A 22574-nucleotide genomic window follows, 5' to 3' on the forward strand; every position below is an offset into this window, starting at 1 on the left:
CGCGGCCGCCGGGCGGGGGGCGTATGGAGGCCCGGGGCGGGGTGGAGGCCCCGGGCCGCCATACGCCCCGGGGTGGGTGGAGGCCCCGGGGTGGGTGAAGGCCCGGGGGTGGGTGGAGGCCCCGGGTGCCCCCGTCCGGATCGGGTGGGCGGGGGCCTGGGGGGGAGGGTCAGTGGGATACCGGGAGGAACTGGCCCGGTTGGCGGCCGGCGCCGGCGGGGCCGCGGTAGCACTGGGCGATGTCGAGCCAGCGGTCGGCCTCGGCGCCCGTGGCCGTGACGGCGACGTCGTCGCGGTGGCGGCGGCGGGTGACGAGGAGGCAGAAGTCCGTGGCCGGCCCCGCGATGCGGTTCTCGGCGTCCTCGGGCCCGTAGGCCCACAGTTCGCCCGACGGCCCGGTGATCTCGAAGCGGAACTGGACGCCGGGCGGGGTGAGGCCGCGGGAGAGGTAGCCGAAGTCCTGGGTGAGGACGGCGAAGACGACGAGGTGCCGGAGCCGGTCGGTGCGTTCGAGGGTGACGCCGAGGGCGTCGGCGATGTCCTGCCCGTGCGCGAACTGCTCCATGATGCCGGCGCAGGCCAGGACGATGGGCGGGAGCGGGTTGACGAGCCAGGGCACGGTGTTGCCTGGCGGTACGGCGGCAAGGCCCTTGACGACGGCGGCGCGTTCGGCCCGCCAGCGGGCGAGGAGGGTGTCGGGGGTGTCGTCGTCGTAGTCCTTGAGCGCGGCGTTGACGGCGCCGTCGAAGTTCTGCTGCGCTCCGGCGGTCATGGCCTCGAACCGGGCGGCGTCGGTGGCGGCGGCGGTGGCCAGGCGGAAGATGAAGGCCAGGTGGGCGACCTGGTTGTGGATGGTCCAGCCGGGCGCGGGGGTGGGCAGGTTCCACTGGTCCGGGTCGAGGCCGGACACCAGGCGGTCGAGTTGTTCGCCGTCCGCGGTCAGGTCGTCGAGCACGACCTCGAGCTCGGTCATGGGAGTGTCCTCTCGTCGGTTGCGGTGTTGATCGGGTCTCGCTGGAGGGGCTGCCAGGCGGCGACGCGGCGGGCGGCGGTGAGCGCGGCCCAGGCGGTGGTCTCGACGAGCGCCTGCGGGTCGGGGTCGCCGGCGCGGTAGGCGGCGACGACGCCGGCGTCCACCTGGTAGGAGGCGAGGGCGGTGAGGAGGGCGAGGCGGGCGGCGGGCCGCTGCGCCGGGGGGAGGGTGGCGGCGGCCTCGTCGGCCCAGCTCCGGCCGAGGCCGGGCGGGTGGCCTTCCCAGGTGGTGACGTGGGTGGTGACGAGGTCGCGTACGGGTTCGGGGAGCCGCCGGGCGCCGGCCGTCTCGACGGCGGCGGCGGCTCGGGCGAAGGCGCCTTCGATGTGCCGGGTGCCTCTGGTCCAGGCGAGGTCGGCGGGCACGGGGGCGGCGGGGAGCAGGGTGAGGGAGTCGCCCTTGCGGCGGGAGCGGCGGGCGGCGGGCCGCATGACGGCGCCGAACAGGCGCAGCGCGGCTCCTCGGGCGCCTCGGGGCAGCTCGGGGGGCAGGGGTGAGTCGCCGAGGAAGACGTTGACCATGCGGTTGAGGTAGTGGAAGGTGACGGCGACGGCGAGGAGTTCGCGGCTGTGGCCGACGAGGAGCGGCGGTTCGTGCCGTTCCGCGGTCTGTTTGAGGCCGCAGGCGCGGGCCCAGGAGGCGGTGCGCCGGGTGCCGGGGTCCTCGTGGCGTGAGATGGCGTGCAGGGTGGCGCGGTGCACGTCCACGCAGTACGGGCAGGTGTTGGCGGCCGACACCTCGGTGGCGACCACCTCCTTGAGCACGCGGCTGACCGTGCCGGAGGCGAGCAGCGATTCGCGCAGGAGCAGCCAGCAGGCCGCCATCGTCTCCGGCGCGGGCGAGTGCAGGATCACGGGCGGGGCGAGCATGCCGAAGTCGCGTTCGACCTGGGCGTACACCCCTGCGACGAGGCCGCGGGCGGCGCCGGGCCGTACCGGGGTGACGTGGCGGACCTGGGCGAGGGTGCCGGGCGCGGTCATCCTGCTGAGGAGTGCGCCCACGGCTATCTCCGCATCAGGTCGGGGACCAGGTGGGCGGCGCCGCGCCGGCCGCTGGTGGAGCCGTCGGGGGCGGGGGCGCCGTAGGTGACGTCGACGCCGCGTTCGCGGGCGGCGGCGACGATGCCGGGGATCGCCCGTTCGGCGAGGGCGGAGATGGTCATGGCGGGGTTGACGGTGAGGGCGCCGGGCACGGCGGAGCCGTCGGTGACGAAGATGCCGGGGTGGCCGCGTACCTCGTGGCGGTCGTCGAGCGCGGAGGTGTGCGGGTCGTCGCCGATGCGGCAGGAGGCGAGGGGGTGCACGGTGTAGGCGCCGACGAGGTCGTTGGTCCACGGGGTGACGGTGGCGAGGCCGTCGCGTTCGAGGATCTCCTTGCATTCGGCGTCGGCCATGGCCCAGGCGGCGACCGTGTTGGCGGTCGGCTTGTAGGTGAGGCGGCCGACGCCGAGCATCTGCTGGGAGAGCCGGTCGGAGTTGCCGCGCTGGGGCGGCGGCCCGAAGACGCCTTCGTTGTCGTCCTCGATCATCTGGAAGATGATCAGCCAGGACTGCCAGCGTTCGAGCATCTCCTTCTTGCGCGGGCCGAACCAGGAGCCGTCCTCGGCCAGGGCGAGGATGGTGCCGAGGCCGGGCGGGAAGTAGAGCTGCTCCAGCGAGTACCGGGAGTATTCGGGCAGCGAGGCGTCGAGCCGGTCCCAGTTGGCGACGGTGGGGCCCTTGCCGATCTGGTTGGCGGCGTAGCCGAGGCCGTCGCCGCGCTCCAGGCCGAGGACGTCGCGGACGCGGTCCTCGTTGAGCACGGCGGTGTTCAGGCGTTCGCCGTTGCCGGAGAAGTAGCGGCCGACGCCGTGCGGCATGGGGCCGAGCGCGGGTTCGCTGCGCTGGAGGATGACGGGGGTGGCGGCGGCTCCGGCGGCGAGGATGACGATCTTGGCGTCGATGGTCCCGGCGCCTTCGGTCAGGCGGTAGTCCTCGTCGTGGACGTGCGCGTAGTGGACGCGGTAGCCGCCGTCGTCGGTCCTGGAGATGCTCTGCACCTCGTGCAGCGGCCGGATCTCGGCGCCGTGGGCGAGGGCGGCAGGCAGGTAGTTGAGCAGCAGCGACTGTTTGGCGTCGAAGCGGCAGCCGGCCATCATCCAGTTGCAGTTGACGCAGGTGGAGGTGTCGACGGCGGCGGGCACCGGGTTGGCGGTACGGCCGGAGTGGCGGCAGGCGGCGGCCCACAGCCCGCCCGCGTACGAGACGTCGTCCCAGCCCTGCTGGGTGATCGGGATGGACTCCTCGACGCGGTCGTACCAGGGGTCGAGGCTGTCGCGGTCGATGGCGCGCGGCCACATGCGGCGGCGGATGCTGCCGCGGCGTTCGAAGACGAAGCGGGGGGCGCGGGGCATGGCGGCGAAGTAGACGACGCTGCCGCCGCCGACGCAGTTGCCGCCGAGCACGCTCATGCCGTCGCCGACGACGAAGTCGAAGATGCGCGTGTAGGAGGAGCCGAGCTTGTAGTCGTGCTCGAAGTCACCGCTGGTCAGCCAGGGGCCGCGTTCGAGCATGACGACCTTGGCGCCGCCCGCGGCGAGGTGGTAGGCGGCGATGGCGCCACCGAACCCGGTTCCGACGACGAGCACGTCGGTGCGTTCGACGCTGTTCATGCGGGGCTCCCGGAGGGCGTGGTTGCGGGGTGGACGTCGGCCAGCGGCCTGCCGTAGGACCAGGCGCGGAACCTCCACAGGCCGTCGGGGTCGGGCCGGGTGATGCCCATGGCGGTGAGCCCGGGGTGCCCGGCGGCCAGGGCTTCGGCGGTGCTCAGGTGCGCGGCCGAGTCGTAGGCCATGTTGCAGAAGAGGGCGAGGCTGACCCACAGGGCCTTCTCGGGGTGGCCGGGCGCGGTGAGCCATCGCACGACGGCGGCGCGGTCGTCGTACGGGAGCGACACGAACGGCGGGACGCCGTCCTCGGCGGCCAGGCCGTGCTCGGCGGCGTAGGCGGCGGCGTGGCGGTTGAGCGCGGCGGCGAAGTCGTCGAGCCCGCCGGTCAGGCCGGTGGCGTCCCATTCGAGCAGTTCGATGGCGCCGGCCTGGACGGCGCCGCCTCCCCGGCTGACGCCCGCGACGGCCAGGTCGCCGGCGTACCGCTTCTCGCCCGGGATGATCGTGTCGGCGAACGCCTCCAGCGTCGTCGTCCTGTCCTGGTGGTCGTCCGGTTTCCGTGAGGCCATGGGCGTTCCCTGTCTAGAGGCGGTTCGGGTCTTGATCAGAGGCGCCGTCGAGCGCCACTCGCAGGGCGTTCAGCGCGCGGGTGGTCTGGCTGCGCACGGTGGAGGACTCGTTGCCCAGGACGCGCGCGGTGTCCTCGACGCTGCGGTCCTCCCAGAAGCGCAGCAGGAGGGTGGCCCGCTGGCGCGGGCCGAGCCCGGCGAGGGCGTCCATCAGTGCCAGGCGCTCGCTCACCAGGAGGTACGGGTCGGAGGTGGTGGGGGTGTCGGGCACCGCGCCGATGAGGACCTCGCGTGTCCAGCGCATGGTCCTGCGGTCGCTGAGGAACAGCCGTCGCATGACGCGCCGCGCGTAGGCGCCGATCCTGTCGTGGCCGTCGAGCGTGTCCCAGTGCTTGTGCAGCGCGATCAGCGTGCGCTGGACCAGGTCGTCGGCCTCGTACCAGTCCTTGGAGAGCTGGTAGGCGGTGCGCCGGAGAGCCGGTCGGCTCCGCCGGACGAATCGCGCGAAATCCCCGTCCTCTCGCGCTGCGGCCATTGTTCACACTCATCCCACATCGGCGTTGTCGCATTCGAACTCTTTGCCCCGAATTTGTCCTGCCCATAGGAACGTCACAACCCCTACCGGCGGCCGGTATGCCCTTATCCGCAGGCCATCCCTATTTGCCGTGCGGCAACCCCTGATTTAGATTTGAGTCACACTGCCGGCCGGAAGCAGCCGGCGATAAATGGGCGGCACCCCTATTCGCGGCGCCGGCACCCCTATTTCCCCTGCGCACGGCCCCTACGCCGACCGGCCCGAACGTATGCTCGCGCAATGAGCAGACCGCTGACCACCGCCCCGGCGCCGCCGACACTCAGTGCGACCGGCCGGTCACCCAAAATTTCTTTCGGATGAATCGCCGTCCGATGCAGCTTTCCCCGCGCGTCGCCGCGTGTAGCAGTAGGCAGCCGAAATCCATTCGGTCTCTAATGCCGAGAATGCGCACCGACCAGGGTGATCGAGGAATCGCCGCAATCCGGGAGAAGAATTCGGCCGCCATTCGGGGGCGATTTCATCCGGGATTGCCCGAACCCCTCCTCAACCCGGGAGGACAAATGGACGACGTGATCGAACGAGCGGTCATGCGGGTGATCGAGAGCATGCAGGAGAACCTCGGGGAGCAGCTCACGATCGACGACATGGCCCGCACGGCGATGTTCAGCAAGTTCCACTTCTCCCGCGTCTTCCAGCGGGTCACGGGGCTCTCGCCCGGCAGGTTCCTGTCGGCGGTGCGGTTACGCGAGGCCAAGCGGCTTCTCGCGACGACCTCGCTGAGCATCACCAACATCAGCCACCAGGTGGGCTATTCGAGCGTGGGCACCTTCAGCTCGCGCTTCACGCACAGCGTGGGCCTGCCACCCAGCAAGTACCGCCAGCACCTGGGCATCACCGCCCGGACGCTGGCCGGCGGCGGGGAGAGCCCGCCGCCCGGCGCGACGACGACGCTGACCGGCGTCGTCACCTCGCCGCTGGCCGGCCAGCCGGTCTTCGCCGGCCTGTTCCCCGACCAGATCCTCGAAGGCCGCCCGGTCAGCTTCACCGTGACCGACGGCCCCGGCCCCTACGTGCTGGAGAACGTGCCCGAGGGCCGCTGGCACCTGATCGCGCAGTCCGTGGCCGCGGGCCGCGAGGACGCCATCCACCTGCCACCCGCCGGCGACGGCACGCTGTGCATCGCGCGCTCCGGGCCGATCACGGTGGCCGCCGGCAGCGGGCCGAGGCGCGCCGACGTCCGGCTCCAGCCGATGCGCCCGCTCGACCCGCCGGTCCTGCTCGCCCTGCGCGACCTGGTGACCTCGGCCGGCGGCGCCACCGGCTGATCTGCGTAAGGACGGCCGACACAGACGATCCGCGAGCGGTGAGGAGCTCACCGGCCCGCGGATCGTTCCGGTCGGTCAGGCGAGGCTCACCGTCATCGGCAGCCCGCCGCGCACCCGCAGCGACAGCATCGCCTCCGGCACCGCGCGGAACCCCGGCACCCCGGTCAGCCTGAGCTCGCGGGCCACCATGGCCAGCACGAACGTGGCCTCCATCATGCCCAGGTGGTTGCCGACGCAGAACCTCGGCCCGGCGCCGAACGGGATGTAGGCGTAGCGGGGCCGCGACGACGGCGCCGCCGGGTCGAACCTGCCAGGGTCGAAGCGCGCGGGCTCGTCCCAGTAGGCCGGATGCCGGTGCAGCGTGTACGGGCTGATCAGCACGTCCGCCCCGGCGGGCACCCGGTAGCCGCCCACCACGTCGTCGCGCTGGGCGACCCGGGTCAGCGCCCACACCGGCGGGTACAGGCGCATGACCTCCTCCAGCACCATCGCGGTGTAGCGCAGCCGGTGCAGGTCCTCGTACGTCGGCGGCCGGTCGCCGAGCACGGAGACCGCCTCCTCGCGCAGCCGCTCGCGCACCTCGGGGTGCCGGTCGATCAGGTGGAAGGCCCACGACAGCGTGCTCGCGGTCGTCTCGTGCCCGGCCAGCAGCACGGTGACGATCTCCTCGCGCAGCCGGCGGCGGACCGCGCGCGGATCGCCCTCCTCCCGGGCGGAGGCGATCAGCCGCGACAGCAGGTCGCCGCCGTCGGTCGGCCGGTTGATCCGCTCGGCCACCAGCAGGTCGACGGCCCGGTACAGGTCGCGGCGGGAACGCCGGAAGCGCAGGTGCAACGGCAGCGGCAGCCACAGCGGCACCATCGACAGCGTCACCATCTCGAACATGGCCTGGTCCTGGACGCCCTCGAAGGAGTGGCCGATCGAGGCGTGCGCGCCGAGATCGGCGTCGAGCAGCGTGCGGCCGAGCACGCCGAGCGCGAGCCCGGTCATCTCCCTGGCCACGTCGACCGGCCCGCCGCCCGCCCGGGCCCGCAGCCGGGCGACCAGCCGCCCGGCCTCCTCGCCGATGACCGCGTCCTGCTGGGCCAGGCGCTTGTTCTGGAACATCGGCTGGATGGTGCGGCGCTGCCGCTTCCACCGCTCGCCCTCGCTGGTCAGCAGCCCGTCGCCGATGACGCGGCGGGCCTCCGACAGGCCGATGCCCTTGTGGTAGTTGCCGCTGTTGTCGGCCAGCACGTGCTTGGCGTGGTCGGGGTGGTTGAACAGGTAGATGGACTTGGGCCCGATCGTCATCCGGACGGCGTCGCCGTACCGCTCCGCGGCCGTGGACAGCAGCCCGAGCCGGTCGGTGACGAGCCGCTTGAACAGGGCCGGGGCGGCCAGGCGGGGCGGTCCCGGCGGCGTCGCCGGGACCGCCTGGACCGCCGTGGCCGACCCACGGGTGCGTACGGCGGTCACGCCGTCACCTCGCGCAGCTCGGAGGTGATCTCCCTGAACTGGCCCCGGTAGACCAGCAGGCCCTCGCTGCCGGAGTCCTGGCACATGGCCAGGACCTTGCCCACGAAGATGGTGTGGTCGCCGGCGTCGTGCCGGCTCCACAGCTCGCACTCGAAGCGGGCGATGGCGCCCTCGACGAGCGGCACCCCGGTGAACATGCCCTTGACGACCTCGACCTCCTCGAACTGGGCGGCGCCGAGGGCCCGGTAGCGGTTGGAGAAGTGCCGCGCCGCGTCCTCCTGGTGCGCGGCCAGCACCGACACGCCGAACGTCCCGGTCATGGTGAGGCACTGGTGCATCACCGCGTTCTTGTCGATGCAGACCAGGACGAGCGGCGGGTCGAGCGATACCGAGGTGAAGGAGTTGGCCGTCATGGCGTGCGGCACGTCTCCCCCGGTCGTCACCACGGTGACGCCTGTGGCGAAGGTGCCGAACGCGCGTCGCAGCGCCTTGGTGTCCGTCAGCGGTGTGGTTGATGGGTGGAGTTGCACGCCAGACCTCCTGGAATCCGTCCTAGGACGCGTACGGTTCGAGGGCTCTCACCAGTGCCTCGGGGACCCTGGCGGGTGCCGTCCTGGTGTTGGGCCCGCGCATGCAGGCCACCCGCTGCCTGCCGCGGGCGATGAGCGTCTCGCTCCCGTCCTGGTTCAGCCGCATGTAGTCGAAGCCGAACTCCACCTGGGTCTGGGTGAGCTCGGTGAGCCGCATGCGGATGGACAGCTCGTCGAAGGCGGTGATCTCCGCGAAGAACTCGCAGTCGACCTTGAGCGTGAAGAGCTTGAGATCGTCCTGGAGGTCGGCGAGCACGTCGGGCGCCCGCTCCTTCAGGAACATCTCCCGGCACCGGCCCTGCCAGCGCAGGTAGTTGACGTAGTAGACGTTGCCCACGAGGTTGGTCTCCTCGAAGCCGACCGTGTGGACGTACTCGAAGTACTTGCTCATGGCTGGGTCCGCCCTTCGGTGAGTACCGCGACGACGACGGGGTCGGGCAGGTCCCGCACGGCCGTCACGAGTGTGGCGACGCGCAGCTCCGCCGTGGCGAAGACCACCCACGCGTCACGTTCCGCCGGGGTGATGATGAGTTCGGCGCCGCCGAGCCCGGCGGCCCGCAGGCAGCGTTCGGCGGCCGCGACCCGGGCCGCCGCCGTGTCCGGCCGCTCCCCGGTCTCCGCCGCCACGCGCTCGGCCAGCGCCGCCCCGCCGGCCTGCCCACCGGCCTGCCCACTGGTCTGCCCGCCGGTCTGCTGTACGGGCGCGATCGCGCAGGCGACGGTCCCGGGGCCCGCCACGGACAGCGTGAGGCCGTCCATGTGGGCCGTGACGGGGTCGCCGGCGCCGCGGCCGGCGATGCGGGACCCGGCCAGCGCGCCGCGCTCGCCCGCGTCCTGCCCGCCCGGCTCGACGCAGGCGGCCAGCCGGACGCCGGTCAGGTCCTCCAGGGTCCGCTCCAGGTAGGGCCCGAGCAGCGGCGCCACCCACGGCCCCCGGCCGTCCTTCTTGCGCACGGCCTGCAGCCGCAGGCCCTCCCACCGCTCCACGACCTGCCCGTCCGGCGCGCGTACGGCGATGTCGTAGACGTAGGCGTCGCCGTCCCTGCCGCGCTCGGTCGCGCAGTAGCGCAGCCGGTCGTGCGCGGCCAGCGCCGGGCCGCCCGGGTGGATCCGGTCGACGCCGGTCGGCAGCAGGGTGGCGTCGGGGACGCACACCTGGTTGCCGTGCATGAGGGCGTCGCGCATGCCGGGGTCGCCCAGCAGCAGCTCGCCCGGCAGGTAGGCGGCGAACCAGTCGCCGTCGTCGACCACCGCCACGTCGGCCTCGACGGCGCGCGCCTCGGCCCGGTGGTAGCGGGCCAGCCGCTGGAACCGCTTGCCCTGGAACAGCACGTCGCCGTACATCTCGGCGGCGGGGTCCAGCGCGACCGCCGCGAGGCCGTCGCCGGCCTGCTCGGGCGGCCCGGCGGGGGCGGCGTCACCGGTCAGCGTGAGCACCGCCCGGAAGTGGTCGACCTCGTAGCCGGTGTCGCCGCTGCGGATGCTCACGGCCAGCGTGTCGTCGTCGCCGGTGACGGCGGCGGCGACGCGCAGCGTGGTGCTGCCGCCGGGCGGCACCACGATCGGGCGCAGGAACTCCGCCCGCTCGATGACCGGCGTGACCTCCCGCCCGGTGGTGGCCAGCGCGGCCTGGGCCATGGCCTCCATCCCGAACACCGCCGGGAACAGCAGGTTGCCGTCCAGGTGGTGGTCGGCCAGGTAGAGGTCGGTGCCGTCGGTGAGCTCCAGCTCGGTGACGAGCTCCACGCCGTGGTAGCGGATCAGCGGCTTGCCGACGAACCGCAGCAGGGGCAGCTCCGGCCGGTCGTAGCGGACGGTGTGGATGCCCTCGGTGCGCCCGCTGACGACCACGACGCGGGGGGCGTCCGGGTCGGCGACGAGCCGCCGCATGATCTCCACGCCGTCGGCGGCCGGGATCGGGGTGACGCCCTGCCGGGTCAGCCGGTCGACGACCGACAGCCGCTCGCCCATGCCGACGTCGGACCAGACCGACCACTCCATGCACAGGGTCCGGCAGCCCGGGTGCCGCTCGGCGAACTCGCGCGTCAGCTCGGCCAGCCACTCGTTGGCCGTCGCGTAGTGCGCCTCGCCGGGCAGCCCGGCCCGGCCGATGATGCTGCCGAAGGCGACCAGCAGCCGCAGCCGGTCGCCGTCGACCGCGTCGAGCACGTGGCGCAGGCCGTCGACCTTCGGGGCGAAGGTGCGGCGCACGGCGTCCATGCCGAGCGTGGCCAGCGACTCGGGCTCGTTGCGGCCGGCGCCGTGCAGCACCGCCGTCACCGGGCCGAGCGCCCGCTCGACCTCGGCGACCGCGTCGCGCACCTGGGCGGCGTCGGTGACGTCGGCCCTGGCGTAGTGGACGTTCAGCCCGGCGTCGGCCATCCGCCGCAGGTTGGCGGCCAGCTCCTCGTCGGCCGCCGGGTCGGAGCGGCCCAGCACGGCCAGCGCGGCCCCGGCGTCTCCTGCCACCGCCAGCGCGCACTCCGCCGTGATGCCCTTGCCGCCGCCGGTGACCAGCAGGACGTCGGAGGCGTCCAGCGGGTGCTCGGTGCGGGCGGGGCGTACGGGCAGCGCGCGCATGGTCGGCACCCGGCGCGCGCCGTCGTCGTCGTAGTACGCCTCGGCGTAGACGTCGGTGGCGGCCACCTCGGCGGCTACCCAGGCTGCCGCTTCGGGGATCGCCGGTACGTGCACGATGGTGGTGCGGAGCCCGGTGGACTCCAGGTGGAGCGTCTTGGCCAGGCCCGCCGCGCCCCGTCCGTGCTGGACGAGCACGAACCGGGTGCCGGGTCCGCCCGCGAGGGCCGCCTGCGCGCCGAGCAACGCCTGTTCGACGTCGTCGGGCGAGCACTGCGGAGGTAGGCACACCAGTACACCGGATCCGACCTTCCCGCGTTCGAGCGCCTCGCGCAGCGGCTGGGCGACGGGCGAGGCGGCCGGGCCCGTGCCTCCGTACACCTGCCAGGAGCCGCCGGCCTCGGCGGCGGCCCTGGCGGGCAGCGGCAGCTCGTCGAGGTCGACGGCGAACGACCGGACCCACGGGGCGGCGCCCGTCACCCCGGTCACCGTCCGCCTGCCCGGCTCGGCCGCCAGCTTGTCCAGCTCCTCGCCCAGCTCGCGCAGGCTGGCGGTGGCGAGGTTGGCCGGGGTCTGCCCGGCGGGCAGGCCGAGCTGCTGGGTGGCCTGGTCGATGATGTGCATGACGGTGACGGAGCTGAGGTGCAGCTCGTCGAGCGGTTTGCTGTCCTCGGTGACCATCTCCAGGGGCAGCTCCGCGCGGGCGGCGGCCAGGCGGCGCAGCAGGTCCGTGGTGGACTCGCCGGGCTCGCCCTGGCCGGCGGACGCGGCCGACGCGGTGGACGCGGTGGCCGGAGCGGCCGGTTCGGCCGGCTGCCCGCTCGCCTGCGCGACCGTGATCTTCGGCGCCTGCTCGGTCGGGCTCATGAGGAACGACAGCTCGCGGCCGACCTCCATCGGCCGGGTGAGCCGCCCGTGGAACAGCTCCTCGTGCGCGACGGGCACGCCCGTCACGTACGCGGCGCCGAGCACCCGCAGCAGCCCGGTCAGCGACTCGTCGTCGGTGTCGAGCGCGAGGGCCGGCACGTCGGTGACGGCGGCGGCCAGCCCGCTGAGCACGCGGCCGGGGCCGACCTCGATCAGCAGGTCGAGGCCGTCGGCGGCCTGTTCGAGCGCCTGGGTGAAGCGCACCGGGGCGGTGATCTGCTCCCGCAGCAGCGCGGGGATGTCGCCGTCCGGCGCGAGCGCGGTCCCGGTGACGGTGGAGACCACCCGGCGGCCGATCCTGCCGAACCGCTCCCGCTCCAGGTAGGGCGTCAGGGCCTCGGCGGCGGGCGCGACCAGCGGCGAGTGGAAGGCGTGCGAGACCTTCAGCCTGGTCCAGCTCACCCCGGCGGTCACGGCGGCCCGGCCGACCTCCTCGATCGCCTCGACGGGGCCCGCGACGACGGTCTGGTTCGGGCCGTTGTAGCCCGCGATGACCACCGGCAGGTCGCCGATCAGGGCGGTCACGGTCGCCGGGTCGGCGCGCACGCCGGCCATGGTGCCCGACTCGCTGTTCTCGGTCATGGCCCGGCCCCGGCCGGTGGCCAGCCGCAGCAGCGCCTGCTCGTCCATGGCGCCGGCCCAGTGCAGGGCCGACAGCTCGCCCAGGCTGTGGCCGACGGCGACCTCCGCCTCGACGCCGAGCAGGGACAGCGCCCGAAGCCCGGCCATCGAGCCGGTGACGATGCGCGGCTGGGCCACGGCCGTGGCGACCACGTCGCCGCCGGCCGGCAGCCCGGCCTCGGTGTACAGCTCGTCCACGTCGGCGAACCGCCTGCGCAGCGCGCCGCCGCCGGTGCCGCGCCCCGACCCCTGACCGGGGAAGAGGTAGCCGACCCTGGCGGTCCCGGCGGCGTGGCCGTAGAAGGCCTTGCCGTCGGGGGTGAGCAGCCTGCGCTCGCCGGAGTCGATCGCCTCCAGCACCCGCGCGAGCTGCCGTTCGGCCTCGTCGGGGGTGGCGGCGACCACGGCGGCCCGGTAGGGCAGGCCGCGCAGCTCGCCTTCGAGCGTCGCGGCCAGGTCGGTGAGCTCGGCGTAGGACACGGCGGGCACGTAGTCGTGCATCCGCGCCACCCGCTCACGCAGCTGCTCGGGCGTGCCGCCGTCGAACAGCAGCAGCTCGGCGTCCTGCAGCGAGGAGGCCAGCAGCTTGGTGCGGCGGCCCAGCCTCCGCCTGGGGGCCTGGTTCTCGATCACCACGTGCGAGTTGATGCCGCCGAAGCCCATGGCGCTGACGCCGGCCCGCAGCGGGGCGTCGGCGGGCCACGGCTCGGCCACGCGCAGCGCCCGCAGTTGCGCCTCCTCGCCGGTCAGCACCTCGTGCGGGTCGACGCAGCCGAGCGTGGGCGGCAGCACCTGCTCGTGCACGGCCATGACGGCCTTGATCAGCCCGGCCACCCCGGCCGCCGCCTTGGCGTGGCCGATCATGCCCTTGATCGAGCCGACGGCGGCGGGCCCGCCGCTCGCCCCGGCCTCGGCCCTGGCCCGCGACAGCGCGGTCAGCTCCGTCGCGTCGCCGACCGCCGTGCCGGTCCCGTGGCCCTCGAACAGCGGCACCGTGTCGATGCCGAACCCGGCCTTCTCGTACGCCCGCCGCAGCGCGAGCTGGTAGCCGCTCACCTCGGGCCGGGTCATGCTGCCCCGGCCGTCGGAGGAGATGCCCCAGCCGGCGATCGTGGCGTAGACGCGGTGCCCGGCGGCGACCGCGTCCTCCTCGCGCATCAGCACGACGATGCCGCAGCCCTCGCCCGGCCAGAAGCCGTTGGAGTGCCGGTCGTACAGCCGGAAGTCGCTCTTGGCCAGCGCCCCCGTCTTGGCGAAGCCGATCACCTCGAACGGGTCGATGGACAGGTCCACGCCGCCGGCGATCGCCACGTCGAGGTCGCGGTCGGCCAGCGCCTTGCTCGCGGTCACCACCGACAGCAGCGACGAGGAGCAGGCGCCGTCGACGATGTAGCCGCCGCCGTTGAGGTCGAAGTGGTTGCAGATCCGCCCCGCGATGGTGTTGGCCAGGGCGCCCGCGAGCGTGTCCTCGTCCACCGGCGGGAACGGGCTCTTGAAGGCCGCCTCGTAGGCGCCGAGGAAGCCGGCCAGCTTGTCGTCGTCCCAGCCCTGCTCGCGCAGCGCCGCCGCGAGCGTGCGCCGCACGTACGGCCAGCGCAGCCGCAGCGCGTTGGCGCGGCTGAACTCGCCGGTGAGCGTGTTGCCCACGACGACGCCGGTGCGCTCCTTCGGCAGGCCCTCGGCGCCGGGGAACCCGGCGTCGGCCAGGGCCCGGCCCGCCATGTCGAGGGCGAGCCAGTGGGTGAGGTCGGCCGAGCGGTAGGTGCTGCCGGCGATCCGGTGGGCGACCCGGTCGAAGGCGTAGCCCTCGATGACGGCGGCGGTCTTGGCGTAGAAGCGGTCGGGCGTGGCGGGATCGGGATCCCAGTAGTCGTCGTGCCGCATCCGCTCGTCAGGCAGCCGCCTGAAGGCTCTGCGGCCGGCGATGGCGTTCTCCCACAGGGCGCGGGGGGAGTCCGCGTCGGGGTATCGGCAGGCGAGACCGACGATCGCGATCCTGCTCATGCCCGCGCGACCTCTTTCTCGGCGGTGGCGATGGCCGCGGCCGCCGCCGCGGTGACCCGGGCGGCGTCGCGCTCGCGGGCCAGCTCGACCGCGCGCAGCGACCACAGGAAGCCGCCGCGGACGACGCACACGATCGCGGTGGCGAAGAAGATCCCGTACGGGATGTTCATGCCGGTGAGCAGGCCGTAGGTGAGGGCCACGCCGGCGCCGAAGGCGACCTGGGAGAGCGGCTTGGACGGGCTCGTCCCCGGGTCGGTGATCATGTAGTTGGTGAACAGCACGAACGCGACGCCGGTCATCATCGACAGGCCGCCGAGGATGGAGACGTCGTCCACGATGAGCCCGCGCACGATCGCCTGGAGGGCGAACACGCTCACCCAGGCGCCGATCAGCCACATGCGGTTGGTGAGCTTGGCGTTCAGCATCGTGCCCGCGGTGATGATGATCAGGGGCACGATCCAGTCGATCGGGTTGGTCACGTGCTCGGTGAAGTGGTACGGCGGCGCGATGCTCGCCCAGGGCAGGAGCACCAGGATCACGGCGATGCCGAAGTTGGACGGGTTCATGAAGTGGCGCAGCCGTCCGCGCACCGGCGCCCTGAGCACCCACTTGGCGCCGACCGCGACCGCGATGCCGAACATCATGACCAGCACCTGGTCGTTGACGTAGATCAGCATGTTGAGCGCGATGCTGGTGATGTGGGCCGGGTAGAGGAACTCCACCAGGCCGCGGAAGCCGTTGCCGCGGAAGCGGGCCGGGCGGCCCTCGGCGCGGGCGCCGATCCACTCCAGGGCGATCTCGATGGTGTAGCCGGTCGCCATGGCGATCAGCGGCCACGTCCACGGCTGCTCGAAGCCCAGGACGGTGTAGCCGAGGATGTTGAAGATCGTGATCGAGAGGGCGAACCTGCGCAGCGCGGTGATGACCTTCGGGTCGTGGCGCGGCGGGCCGCCGGCCTTCTTCTCGGGCTGCGCCGCCGGCGCGGTCTTGTCAGCGGCCATGACGTCACTTCTCCTTCGCTTGCGAGCCGAGCTGGATGGCGTGCCTGCCCGGGCTGAGCTGAAGATCCTGCTCGCGCACCTGTCCCGTGCGGTCGCGCCAGCGCAGGTGGACCTTCACCGGCCCGGTCACGTGCTCGCCGAGCCCCAGGTGCACCTCGTGGCTGCGCCGGCCGGAGTGGCCGCTGCCGCCGTCGACGCGCCCGATCACGGTGCGGTCGCCGACCGTCGCCGTGGCCTCGGCGCCGATGGCCGGGGAGCCCTGCGCGCCGGTGGCGTTCTCGTGGGTGAGCTGGAGCGTGATGGCCGATCCGGCCGGCGCGCTCTGGTTGTGGTAGAAGATCGGCGCGTCCCACTGGCGGGCGACCGCGAGGTCGAGCAGCCCGTCGCCGTCGGCGTCGCCGGTCGCGATGCCGCGCGTCGGCACCGGCACCGCCAGGCCGAGCTGGCGGGAGATGTCGGCGTACGTGCCGTCGCCCTTCTTGGCGAAGAAGGCGAGCGTCTGGCTGCCGGCGATGTCGGCGCCCTCCCTGACCACGGGCCAGGAGTGCGGGTTGCGCACGACGGCGTCGTTCGCGGTGGCCAGCTCCTGGAGCTGCGCCCACCGGTTCACCCAGCCCTTGACGAAGCCGGTCGCCTGGACGATGGCGGGGTCGCCGCCGTTGTTGAAGTCGTCGATCTTGACGTCCCAGCCCCAGCCGGTCCACGCGGTCCGGTCCTGGGCGCTGCGGTCCTCGAAGGGCGCCACGCCGTCGGCGAGCTGGGCGCGTACGCCGGCCCGGTCCTTCGCCGTGTTGTAGAAGGCGAAGTTGCTCTCCTGGATGCCGAACGAGGTGGTGATGTTGCTGACGAAGGTGTCGTAGAGGCCGTCGCCGTCGAGGTCGCCGAAGTCGGAGCCCATGCCCTTGAAGGAGTCGTGGCCGAGCGACTTGGACTTGGGCACCCACGGCGTGCGGGAGCCCTCGGCCAGCGAGAAGGAGATCTTGCCGGGCGTGGACCGGTTGTACAGCAGCCGGTCAGGGCCGAAGTCGTTGTTGAGGAACAGCTCGGGAAGCAGGTCGCCGTCCAGGTCGGCGGTGCTGGCGCCGAGCTCCCAGCCCTTGGAGACGTCCTTGTCCAGCACGTTGTCGAGCCGGTCGAAGGACGGGGCGCCCGCGGTGACGCCGGTCCAGCGGAAGAAGTAGTTCTCGCCGCCGTTGACCGCGCCGGACATCGAGTCGTTCATCTCGACGCCGCCGTTGACCTTGTCGTCGAGGACGGGGCCGTGGGGGAAGTAGTTGCCGATGAAGATGTCGAGGTGGCCGTCGCCGTCGAAGTCGGCGGTGGTGGCGGTGTTGCTGTTCCACTGCGGCCCGGTGTAGGTGGCGCCGCCGGCGCCGGGCACCAGCTCGGCGGCCGTGAACGCGTCCGCGGACAGCGTCGTGGCCCCGGTCCTGGCCAGGTGGACGATCGGGGTGCGGCCCCAGTAGTACGTCAGGACGTCGGTGCGGCCGTCCTCGTTGAAGTCACCGGCGATGCAGCCCATGGGGGCGATCGCGTCGTTCATCGGCAGCGTGCCGGTGGACAGCGCGAACGGCTTGTAGCGGTCCGAGCGCGCGCCCGGCGTGGGGGTCACCACGACCCGGTCGATGCGGGGGTCGGTGACGCACAGGTCGTTCGACAGGCCGTCCATGTCGAGGTCGTTCATGGCGATCCCGGCCCCGACGGAGGAGATCCAGGCGTCGATGTGCGTGTAGCGCTGGTTCACCGCGCGGATGGTCTGCTGCGGCAGGTCCGACGGCAGGGCGATGCTCAGCGGCTTGAACGCGTACGCGCCGGCCAGCTCCGCCTTCTCCTCGTCGGAGGCGAAGGACGGGCTGCCGATGACGAACAGGGCGGCCATCACCACGAGGGCGACGACTCCGGCCTGTTGCCGGCGCAGCCAGGTGGCTACCGTGGTCACGGGGTGACACCTCCAAGGGAGACGAATTCGCCGGCTATCCGCTGCCGCCAGATCTCGAAGGCGGGCAGCTCCCCCGGCAGGGACGGTGCGGGCATGGACTGGATGCAGATCTCGGCGGCCTGCTCGGCCGTGGTGCCGCAGAGGATGGCGGTGGCCTGGCGGGTGTGCGGGCCGAGGAGCCCGGCCCGGATCCTGGCCTCGGCGGCGAAGGCGCTGCCCTGGGCGAGCTGGCCTCGGTAGGGGCCGGCCCGGTCGCGCAGCTCCCACAGCTCGTCGCCGGTGGCGCCGCCCGCGTAGGTGGCGGCCAGGCCGGTGCCCGCGTACAGGTCGGGGCGGCGCTCCTCGGGGAAGCTCTCGATGAGCGACGTCACCTGTTCGACGTCGGTGCCGCCGACGAACCACAGGGCGCGGCCGATGCCCTGGTCGACGGCGCGGGCCGCGTACGCCTCGTGCCCGGCGGGCCAGGGGAAGCGCGTCTCGCGCACCTGCCGGCGCACGTACTTGTCGGTGTGGAAGTACGCCTGGTGGAAGCCGTAGCCGTCGTGCACGAGCCACAGCAGCAGCGGGTCGAGCTGGGCGGGGTCCGGCCACAGGAAGCGGGGCAGCCGGGCCATGGCCCAGCCGATCCCGACGTAGATCATGTAGTTGTGGCGGTCGCCGCGCCCGGCGAGCGTGCCCTTCACCCTGCGCAGGTTGGCGAGGGAGGCGCAGTCCAGCACGGCGAGTCCCATCCCGGCGCCCTCGTAGGCGAAGCCGCGGAACCGGTCGGGGATCTGCTCCAGCCGGTCCTCCGCCTCAGCGGGAGTGCGCGACTCGGCGGCGTACGCGAAACCGGTGAGGAATATCTCGCCAACTTTCTCCAATAATTCGCGGGCCGCCTCGTTTTTTACATGGAAACCGCGGACGGCGAGTTTGGTCTCCGTGACACTGGGGGTAAGTATTCGCTTTCTCAGCGATCGAAGCAGGCCGGCCATAACAACCCTTCACCGCTCAACCAGCAGGTACTGTCTTCTCATTGACACATGACGTGGAATCTTCGGGCAACTCCGGTCGTGCTTACCGCGTTAATGCGGGATCATCGTGCGGCGTTTTCAACCGCGAAATGCGCGCGTACGTTGCGGCGCCACTGCTCGTAATCCGGGACGCCGCCGGGACGGCCGGGCCCGACCGCGGTGTCGTCGGCGAGCGCGACGGCGGCGTCGACGGACAGGCCGGTGAGCACGTTCCCGGCGGCCTCGCTGTGCGCGGGGACGTGGCCGGAGTAGTGGCGGGCCTTGAGCGCGAACACCGAGCCCTGGGCGAGCTCGTCGCGGTGCTCGCCGGCCTCCTCGCGCAGCGCGGCCAGCGCGCCGCCCGCACTGCCGCCCGCGAACGTGGCGGCCAGGCCGACGCCGCTCCACAGGTCGGCCTGCCGGGCGGTGGCGAAGCGCCGCACGGCGGCGGCGACGTCGGGCGCCCGCCCGCCGTGGATGAACCACAGGGCGCGGCCCACGCCCTGGTCGACCGCCCGGGGGAAGTAGCCGGGCTCGCCGCGCCACGGGTACGGGGCGGGCACCCGCTGCTCGTCGACGTACCGCCGGGTGTGGAAGTAAGCCAGGTCGAAGCCGTAGCCGTCGACCGCGAGCCAACTCATCACCGGGTGGTAGGGCGAGCCGGAAAGGTCGGGCAGCACCTTCTTCCACAGCGGCCTGGGCAGCCGGGCCATGGCGAAGCCGATGCCGATGTAGGCGAGGAAGATGTGCGGCTGCCCCGGGCCGAGCAGCAGGTCCCGGGTGCGCTGCCGCCGCCCGCCGCCCATGGCGTCGAGCACGGTGAAGGCCATGGTCGCGCCCTCGTAGGCGAAGCCGCGGTGGTCGGCGGCGACCAGGTCGAGCCTGCGCTGCACCTCCCACTGGTCACGCGCGTCGATGCCCCATTCGAAGCCGCAGACGACGGCCTGCGGGATCGCCTCCAGCCGCTCGGTGTCGGCGGTGGGCGGGCCGGGGAAGCCGCGTCCGGCGAACGTCACCTCGGCCAGGGACGGGGCGAGCACGAGCCTGCGGAGCGAACCGAAAAATGTCGACATCGTGGAACCTCTCCTCGCCTACCGACTCGACCGGCCGTAGGGCCGGGCACCTCAACAGGATGCGTTCGGCGGCGGGAGGGGGCTTTTCGCAGATTGCGGTGGTAGCCCAAATCGCCACGAATAGCACGAATGCGGATGGGAGAGGTCAGCCGGCCCAGCCGCTGAGCCGCCAGCTCCCCGCGACCGGCCGGCGCACCAGCGCGGCCGGGTCCGACCAGGCCCGTTCCTCCTCGGACCTGGCCCTGGCCCGCGCCACCAGCCGGGTGACGGCCAGGACGACGGCCTCCAGCTCCTCCGGGGTCGCGTTCCCCCGGACGGTGATCAGTTCGGCGATCGGCTCCATCACGCACCTCCGCCTCCGACCGTGTGGCCGGGCGGCGGGCGCGCGCAACTCCGTCAGTGCTCCACCTGGCTGTCGAACTCGACGACCAGCGGAAGGTCCACCCTCCTCCTGATGTTCAGCTTGCGGTAGGTGCGGGTGAGGTGCTGCTCGACCGTGCTGAGCGTGATGTAGAGGCGCGCCGCGATCTCCCGGTTGGCGTAGCCGGCCGCGGCCAGCGCGGCCACCCGCCGCTCGGCGTCGCTCAGCACGCCGATCAGCTCGCTCGGCAGCGGCGCCGGCACCACGCTCGGGTCGTCGGCGCGGCTCAGCGCGTCGATCATCGGCTCGGCCCGGCACTCGCGCGCCGCCGCCTGCGCCCGGCCCGCGATCGTCCGGGCGCGCCGGTACTCGCCCAGCGAGTCGTACGCCTCCACCAGGTCGAACAGCGCCCGGGTCAGCTCGTAGCGGTCGCCGGCCATCTGCAGGTACTCGGTCGCCTGCCGCAGCAGGGCCGGACGGCGGGCCGGCTCGGAGACGGCCGCCTGCAACCGCAGCGCGATCCCCCGGCCCCGGCGCAGCTCGGCGCCGCACATGCTCAGCTGGGTCTCGATGAGCTCCCTGGCCTCCTCGACGTGCCCCATCCGCAGGCACGCCTCCCCCGCGTCGGCACGCCACGGGATCAGGCCCGGCGTGTCCAGGTTCCAGGTGACCATGAGCTCGCCGCAGCGCTGGAAGTCGCGCAGCGCCAGCGCGAAGTACTCGTTGGCCAGGCTGTAGCGCCCGCGCGCGTACAGGTAGTGCAGGCCGTAGCGGGTCTGGAACATCGTCTCGGGCACCGGCCGGTCCAGGTACTCGCGGACCGCGTCGTACCTGCCCATCGCCGTCAGCGCGATGATCAGGCTGCTCAGCGGCCCGCCGATGGCGACGCCCCAGCTGCTCATCGGGATGGTGTCGAGCGCGATGCGGGCGTGGTGCGCGGCGGCGGGCATGTCGCCCTGCCGGATCGCGATCTCGGCGCGGATCGCTGCGAGCCTGGCCTGGCGGCTGGGCGCCTGCCTGGACATCGCCTCGGCGCTGAACCGCTCGCACCACGGCACCGCGCGGTCGCAGCGGCCCGCGTAGGTGAGGGCGAGCAGCGCGTTCTCCACGGTGTCCATCGACATCTCGTCGAGGTGGGAGTCCTCCAGGATGCGCTCCACCGCGTTCATGCTCTCCTCGCGGGGGCCCCGCGTGAGCACCTCGGCGAGCGCCAGCGTGGCCTCCACCCGCCGGTTGACGGCCACCGACACCAGGCCCGCCAGCGCGCGGCGGCCCGCCGGGCGCGGCAGGCCGGTCAGCAGCGGCGGGTGGGTGACGCGCAGCCAGAGCTGGGCGACGACCATCTCGGCCATCGTCTCGTGGTCGGCGGCGTCGCCCTCCTCGCCGAGCTGCTCCAGCACGTCGCGGGCGTCGTCGAAGCGGCCGTGCCACAGCAGCGCGCGGGCCAGCACGACCACGTCGCCGCCGCGCAGGCTGCCCCGGTTGACCGCCTCGGCCAGCTCGGCCAGGTGACCGGCGGGCGCGGCCGGGTTGATCCGCCACTCGGCCCGCACCAGCATCGTCATGATCTTCAACCGGCGCTGCTCGTCGTCGCACTCGCGCCAGGCCAGCCGCAGGTAGGCGACGGCCGACTCGACCTGGCCGGCGCGCAGCGCGTTCCTGGCGGCCTCCTCCAGCGTGGGCAGCACCCAGGGCGCCTCCACCCGGGCCGCCTGCAGCAGGTGGTCGGCGACCACGCAGGGCGTCATGCCCGCGTCGTGCGCCACCTCGGCGGCCCGTCGGTGCAGGTCCATGCGCTCCTGCTGGTCGATGCCCGCCAGGACGGCGCGGCAGACCGACTGGTGGCGGAAGTCGCGGCCGGAGACCAGCCCGGCCGCGCCGAGCGAGAGCAGCTCCCTGCTGATGTCGATCGGCGCGATGCCGAGCAGCCGGTCGAGCCCGTCGGTCTCGCCCAGCACGGCGAGCCCGCGCGCCACCCGCATCGTCTGCGGGTGCCCGCGCTGCAGGCACGACAGCACCGCCTGGCCGAACTGATCGCCCACGACCGGCTCCGGAGGCGGCTCGCCCACCGAGCGCAGGTACTCGCGGTAGTCCTCGGCCAGCGCGCCGGCCAGCAGCGGGTTGCCGCCGCTGAGCGTGTACCACTCCTTGGCGAAGCGCTCGGTCGCCTCCGTGCCGAGCTCGGCCGCCATCAGCTCCTCGACGCCCTCGCGCGACAGCGGCGAGAGCTGGAGCCTGCGGCAGTGCGGCTGGCGCAGCAGGTCGGTCTCGAAGTACGCGTCGGCGCAGCGCATCCGGTCCGAGTGCGCGAACACGGCCACGATCCTGGCGCTCCTGGCCCGCCTGGCGAGGTAGGCCAGGCAGAGCAGCGAGGTGCGGTCGGCGTGGTGCACGTCGTCGACGGCGATCACCAGCGGGCACCGCTCCGACAGGTCCAGCAGGACCGTGCAGAGCGCGTGCACCACCTGGGCGTCGACGAGCTGGTCGGCCTCGGGCCCGGCCACGGTCGCGGCCCGGCTGCCCTCCTCGATGAGGGCCATCGCGCGGGCGTGGTCGGCCTCGGGGAGGGGCGCGTCCTGGATGAGCTGGCGCAGCACGCCGAGCGGCAGGTCGCGCTCCATGAGCGAGCCGGTCGCCGAGACGGCCAGCGCGCCGAGCTCGATGGCCTGCTCGGCCAGGGAGCGCAGCAGCGTGCTCTTGCCTGTCGCGACGGGGCCGCTGACCAGGGCGATCCGGCCCCGGCTCAGCACCGCGTTGGCGAGGAGCGACTCCAGAGCAGCCAGCTCCTCGTGTCGTTCGATCAGTCCCATGGCCGTCTCCCCTCGAATCGCCGCGGTCAGATCGGCAGGACCCGTCCTGACGGTGTCCGCAGGTCGAGCCAGTAGCGGTGGCCGTCGTCACGGGTGCGCGGCCTGCGCTTCC

Annotated in this window: 16 protein-coding genes; 1 reads left to right on the forward strand and 15 read right to left on the reverse strand. The window is 73.1% G+C overall.

Annotated elements, in window-relative coordinates; genetic code table 11:
• Positions 1–169: 169 nt before the first annotated feature.
• The 5 genes from KME80_RS22180 to KME80_RS22200 are packed head-to-tail and all read right to left on the reverse strand — an operon-like array spanning position 170 to position 4784.
• The gene (locus KME80_RS22180; protein WP_219507955.1) at positions 170–973 is read right to left on the reverse strand and encodes a TIGR03084 family metal-binding protein; all 804 of its coding nucleotides are present in this window, start codon (positions 971–973) and stop codon (positions 170–172) included.
• On the reverse strand, positions 970–2034 hold the full coding sequence (locus KME80_RS22185; RefSeq protein WP_308125880.1) for a carboxymuconolactone decarboxylase family protein: 1065 nt from the start codon (positions 2032–2034) through the stop codon (positions 970–972). Before KME80_RS22185 ends, KME80_RS22180 begins: the two co-directional genes overlap by 4 nt.
• 2 nt (positions 2035–2036) lie before the next feature.
• On the reverse strand, positions 2037–3683 hold the full coding sequence (locus KME80_RS22190; RefSeq protein ID WP_219507956.1) for a GMC family oxidoreductase N-terminal domain-containing protein: 1647 nt from the start codon (positions 3681–3683) through the stop codon (positions 2037–2039).
• Positions 3680–4249 carry a DUF5987 family protein gene (locus KME80_RS22195; RefSeq protein WP_219507957.1) on the reverse strand — a complete coding sequence of 190 codons (570 nt, stop codon included), beginning with the start codon at positions 4247–4249 and terminating at the stop codon, positions 3680–3682. Before KME80_RS22195 ends, KME80_RS22190 begins: the two co-directional genes overlap by 4 nt.
• A 13-nt stretch (positions 4250–4262) precedes the next feature.
• Positions 4263–4784: a SigE family RNA polymerase sigma factor gene (locus tag KME80_RS22200; RefSeq protein WP_219507959.1), complete on the reverse strand. Its 522-nt coding sequence runs from the start codon at positions 4782–4784 to the stop codon at positions 4263–4265.
• A gap of 560 nt (positions 4785–5344) precedes the next feature.
• Here KME80_RS22200 and KME80_RS22205 point away from each other — a divergent pair.
• Positions 5345–6109 carry a helix-turn-helix domain-containing protein gene (locus KME80_RS22205; RefSeq protein WP_219507961.1) on the forward strand — a complete coding sequence of 255 codons (765 nt, stop codon included), beginning with the start codon at positions 5345–5347 and terminating at the stop codon, positions 6107–6109.
• Between the two features lie 75 nt (positions 6110–6184).
• Here the strand turns inward: KME80_RS22205 and KME80_RS22210 are convergent, their stop codons facing one another.
• The 10 genes from KME80_RS22210 to KME80_RS22255 form a co-directional block, all read right to left on the reverse strand.
• On the reverse strand, positions 6185–7567 hold the full coding sequence (locus KME80_RS22210; RefSeq protein WP_219507963.1) for a cytochrome P450: 1383 nt from the start codon (positions 7565–7567) through the stop codon (positions 6185–6187).
• Positions 7564–8097, reverse strand: a complete 534-nt coding sequence (locus tag KME80_RS22215; RefSeq protein WP_219507965.1) for a flavin reductase family protein — start codon at positions 8095–8097, stop codon at positions 7564–7566. The genes KME80_RS22210 and KME80_RS22215 overlap by 4 nt, the downstream gene beginning before the upstream one ends.
• Positions 8098–8119: 22 nt before the next feature.
• Positions 8120–8548, reverse strand: coding sequence for an acyl-CoA thioesterase (locus KME80_RS22220; protein WP_049565857.1), 429 nt, complete (start codon positions 8546–8548; stop codon positions 8120–8122).
• Positions 8545–14286, reverse strand: coding sequence for a type I polyketide synthase (locus KME80_RS22225; protein ID WP_219507967.1), 5742 nt, complete (start codon positions 14284–14286; stop codon positions 8545–8547). The genes KME80_RS22220 and KME80_RS22225 overlap by 4 nt, the downstream gene beginning before the upstream one ends.
• Complete coding sequence (locus KME80_RS22230; protein ID WP_219507969.1) at positions 14283–15287, reverse strand: enediyne biosynthesis protein; 1005 nt, start codon at positions 15285–15287, stop codon at positions 14283–14285. Before KME80_RS22230 ends, KME80_RS22225 begins: the two co-directional genes overlap by 4 nt.
• Positions 15288–15291: 4 nt before the next feature.
• Positions 15292–17226, reverse strand: coding sequence for a CRTAC1 family protein (locus tag KME80_RS22235; protein WP_219507971.1), 1935 nt, complete (start codon positions 17224–17226; stop codon positions 15292–15294).
• Positions 17223–18200 carry a DUF1702 family protein gene (locus tag KME80_RS22240; RefSeq protein ID WP_219507973.1) on the reverse strand — a complete coding sequence of 326 codons (978 nt, stop codon included), beginning with the start codon at positions 18198–18200 and terminating at the stop codon, positions 17223–17225. Before KME80_RS22240 ends, KME80_RS22235 begins: the two co-directional genes overlap by 4 nt.
• 101 nt (positions 18201–18301) lie before the next feature.
• Positions 18302–19291, reverse strand: coding sequence for a DUF1702 family protein (locus KME80_RS22245; RefSeq protein WP_219507976.1), 990 nt, complete (start codon positions 19289–19291; stop codon positions 18302–18304).
• Between the two features lie 145 nt (positions 19292–19436).
• Complete coding sequence (locus KME80_RS22250) at positions 19437–19634, reverse strand: acyl-CoA carboxylase epsilon subunit (protein WP_219507978.1); 198 nt, start codon at positions 19632–19634, stop codon at positions 19437–19439.
• A gap of 53 nt (positions 19635–19687) precedes the next feature.
• Entirely contained in the window at positions 19688–22462 is a 2775-nt protein-coding gene (locus KME80_RS22255) for a helix-turn-helix transcriptional regulator (protein WP_219507979.1), read from the reverse strand.
• Positions 22463–22574 lie beyond the last annotated feature (112 nt).

It is taken from the genome of Nonomuraea ceibae, assembly GCF_019396325.1.
Taxonomy (GTDB): Bacteria; Actinomycetota; Actinomycetes; order Streptosporangiales; family Streptosporangiaceae; genus Nonomuraea; species Nonomuraea ceibae.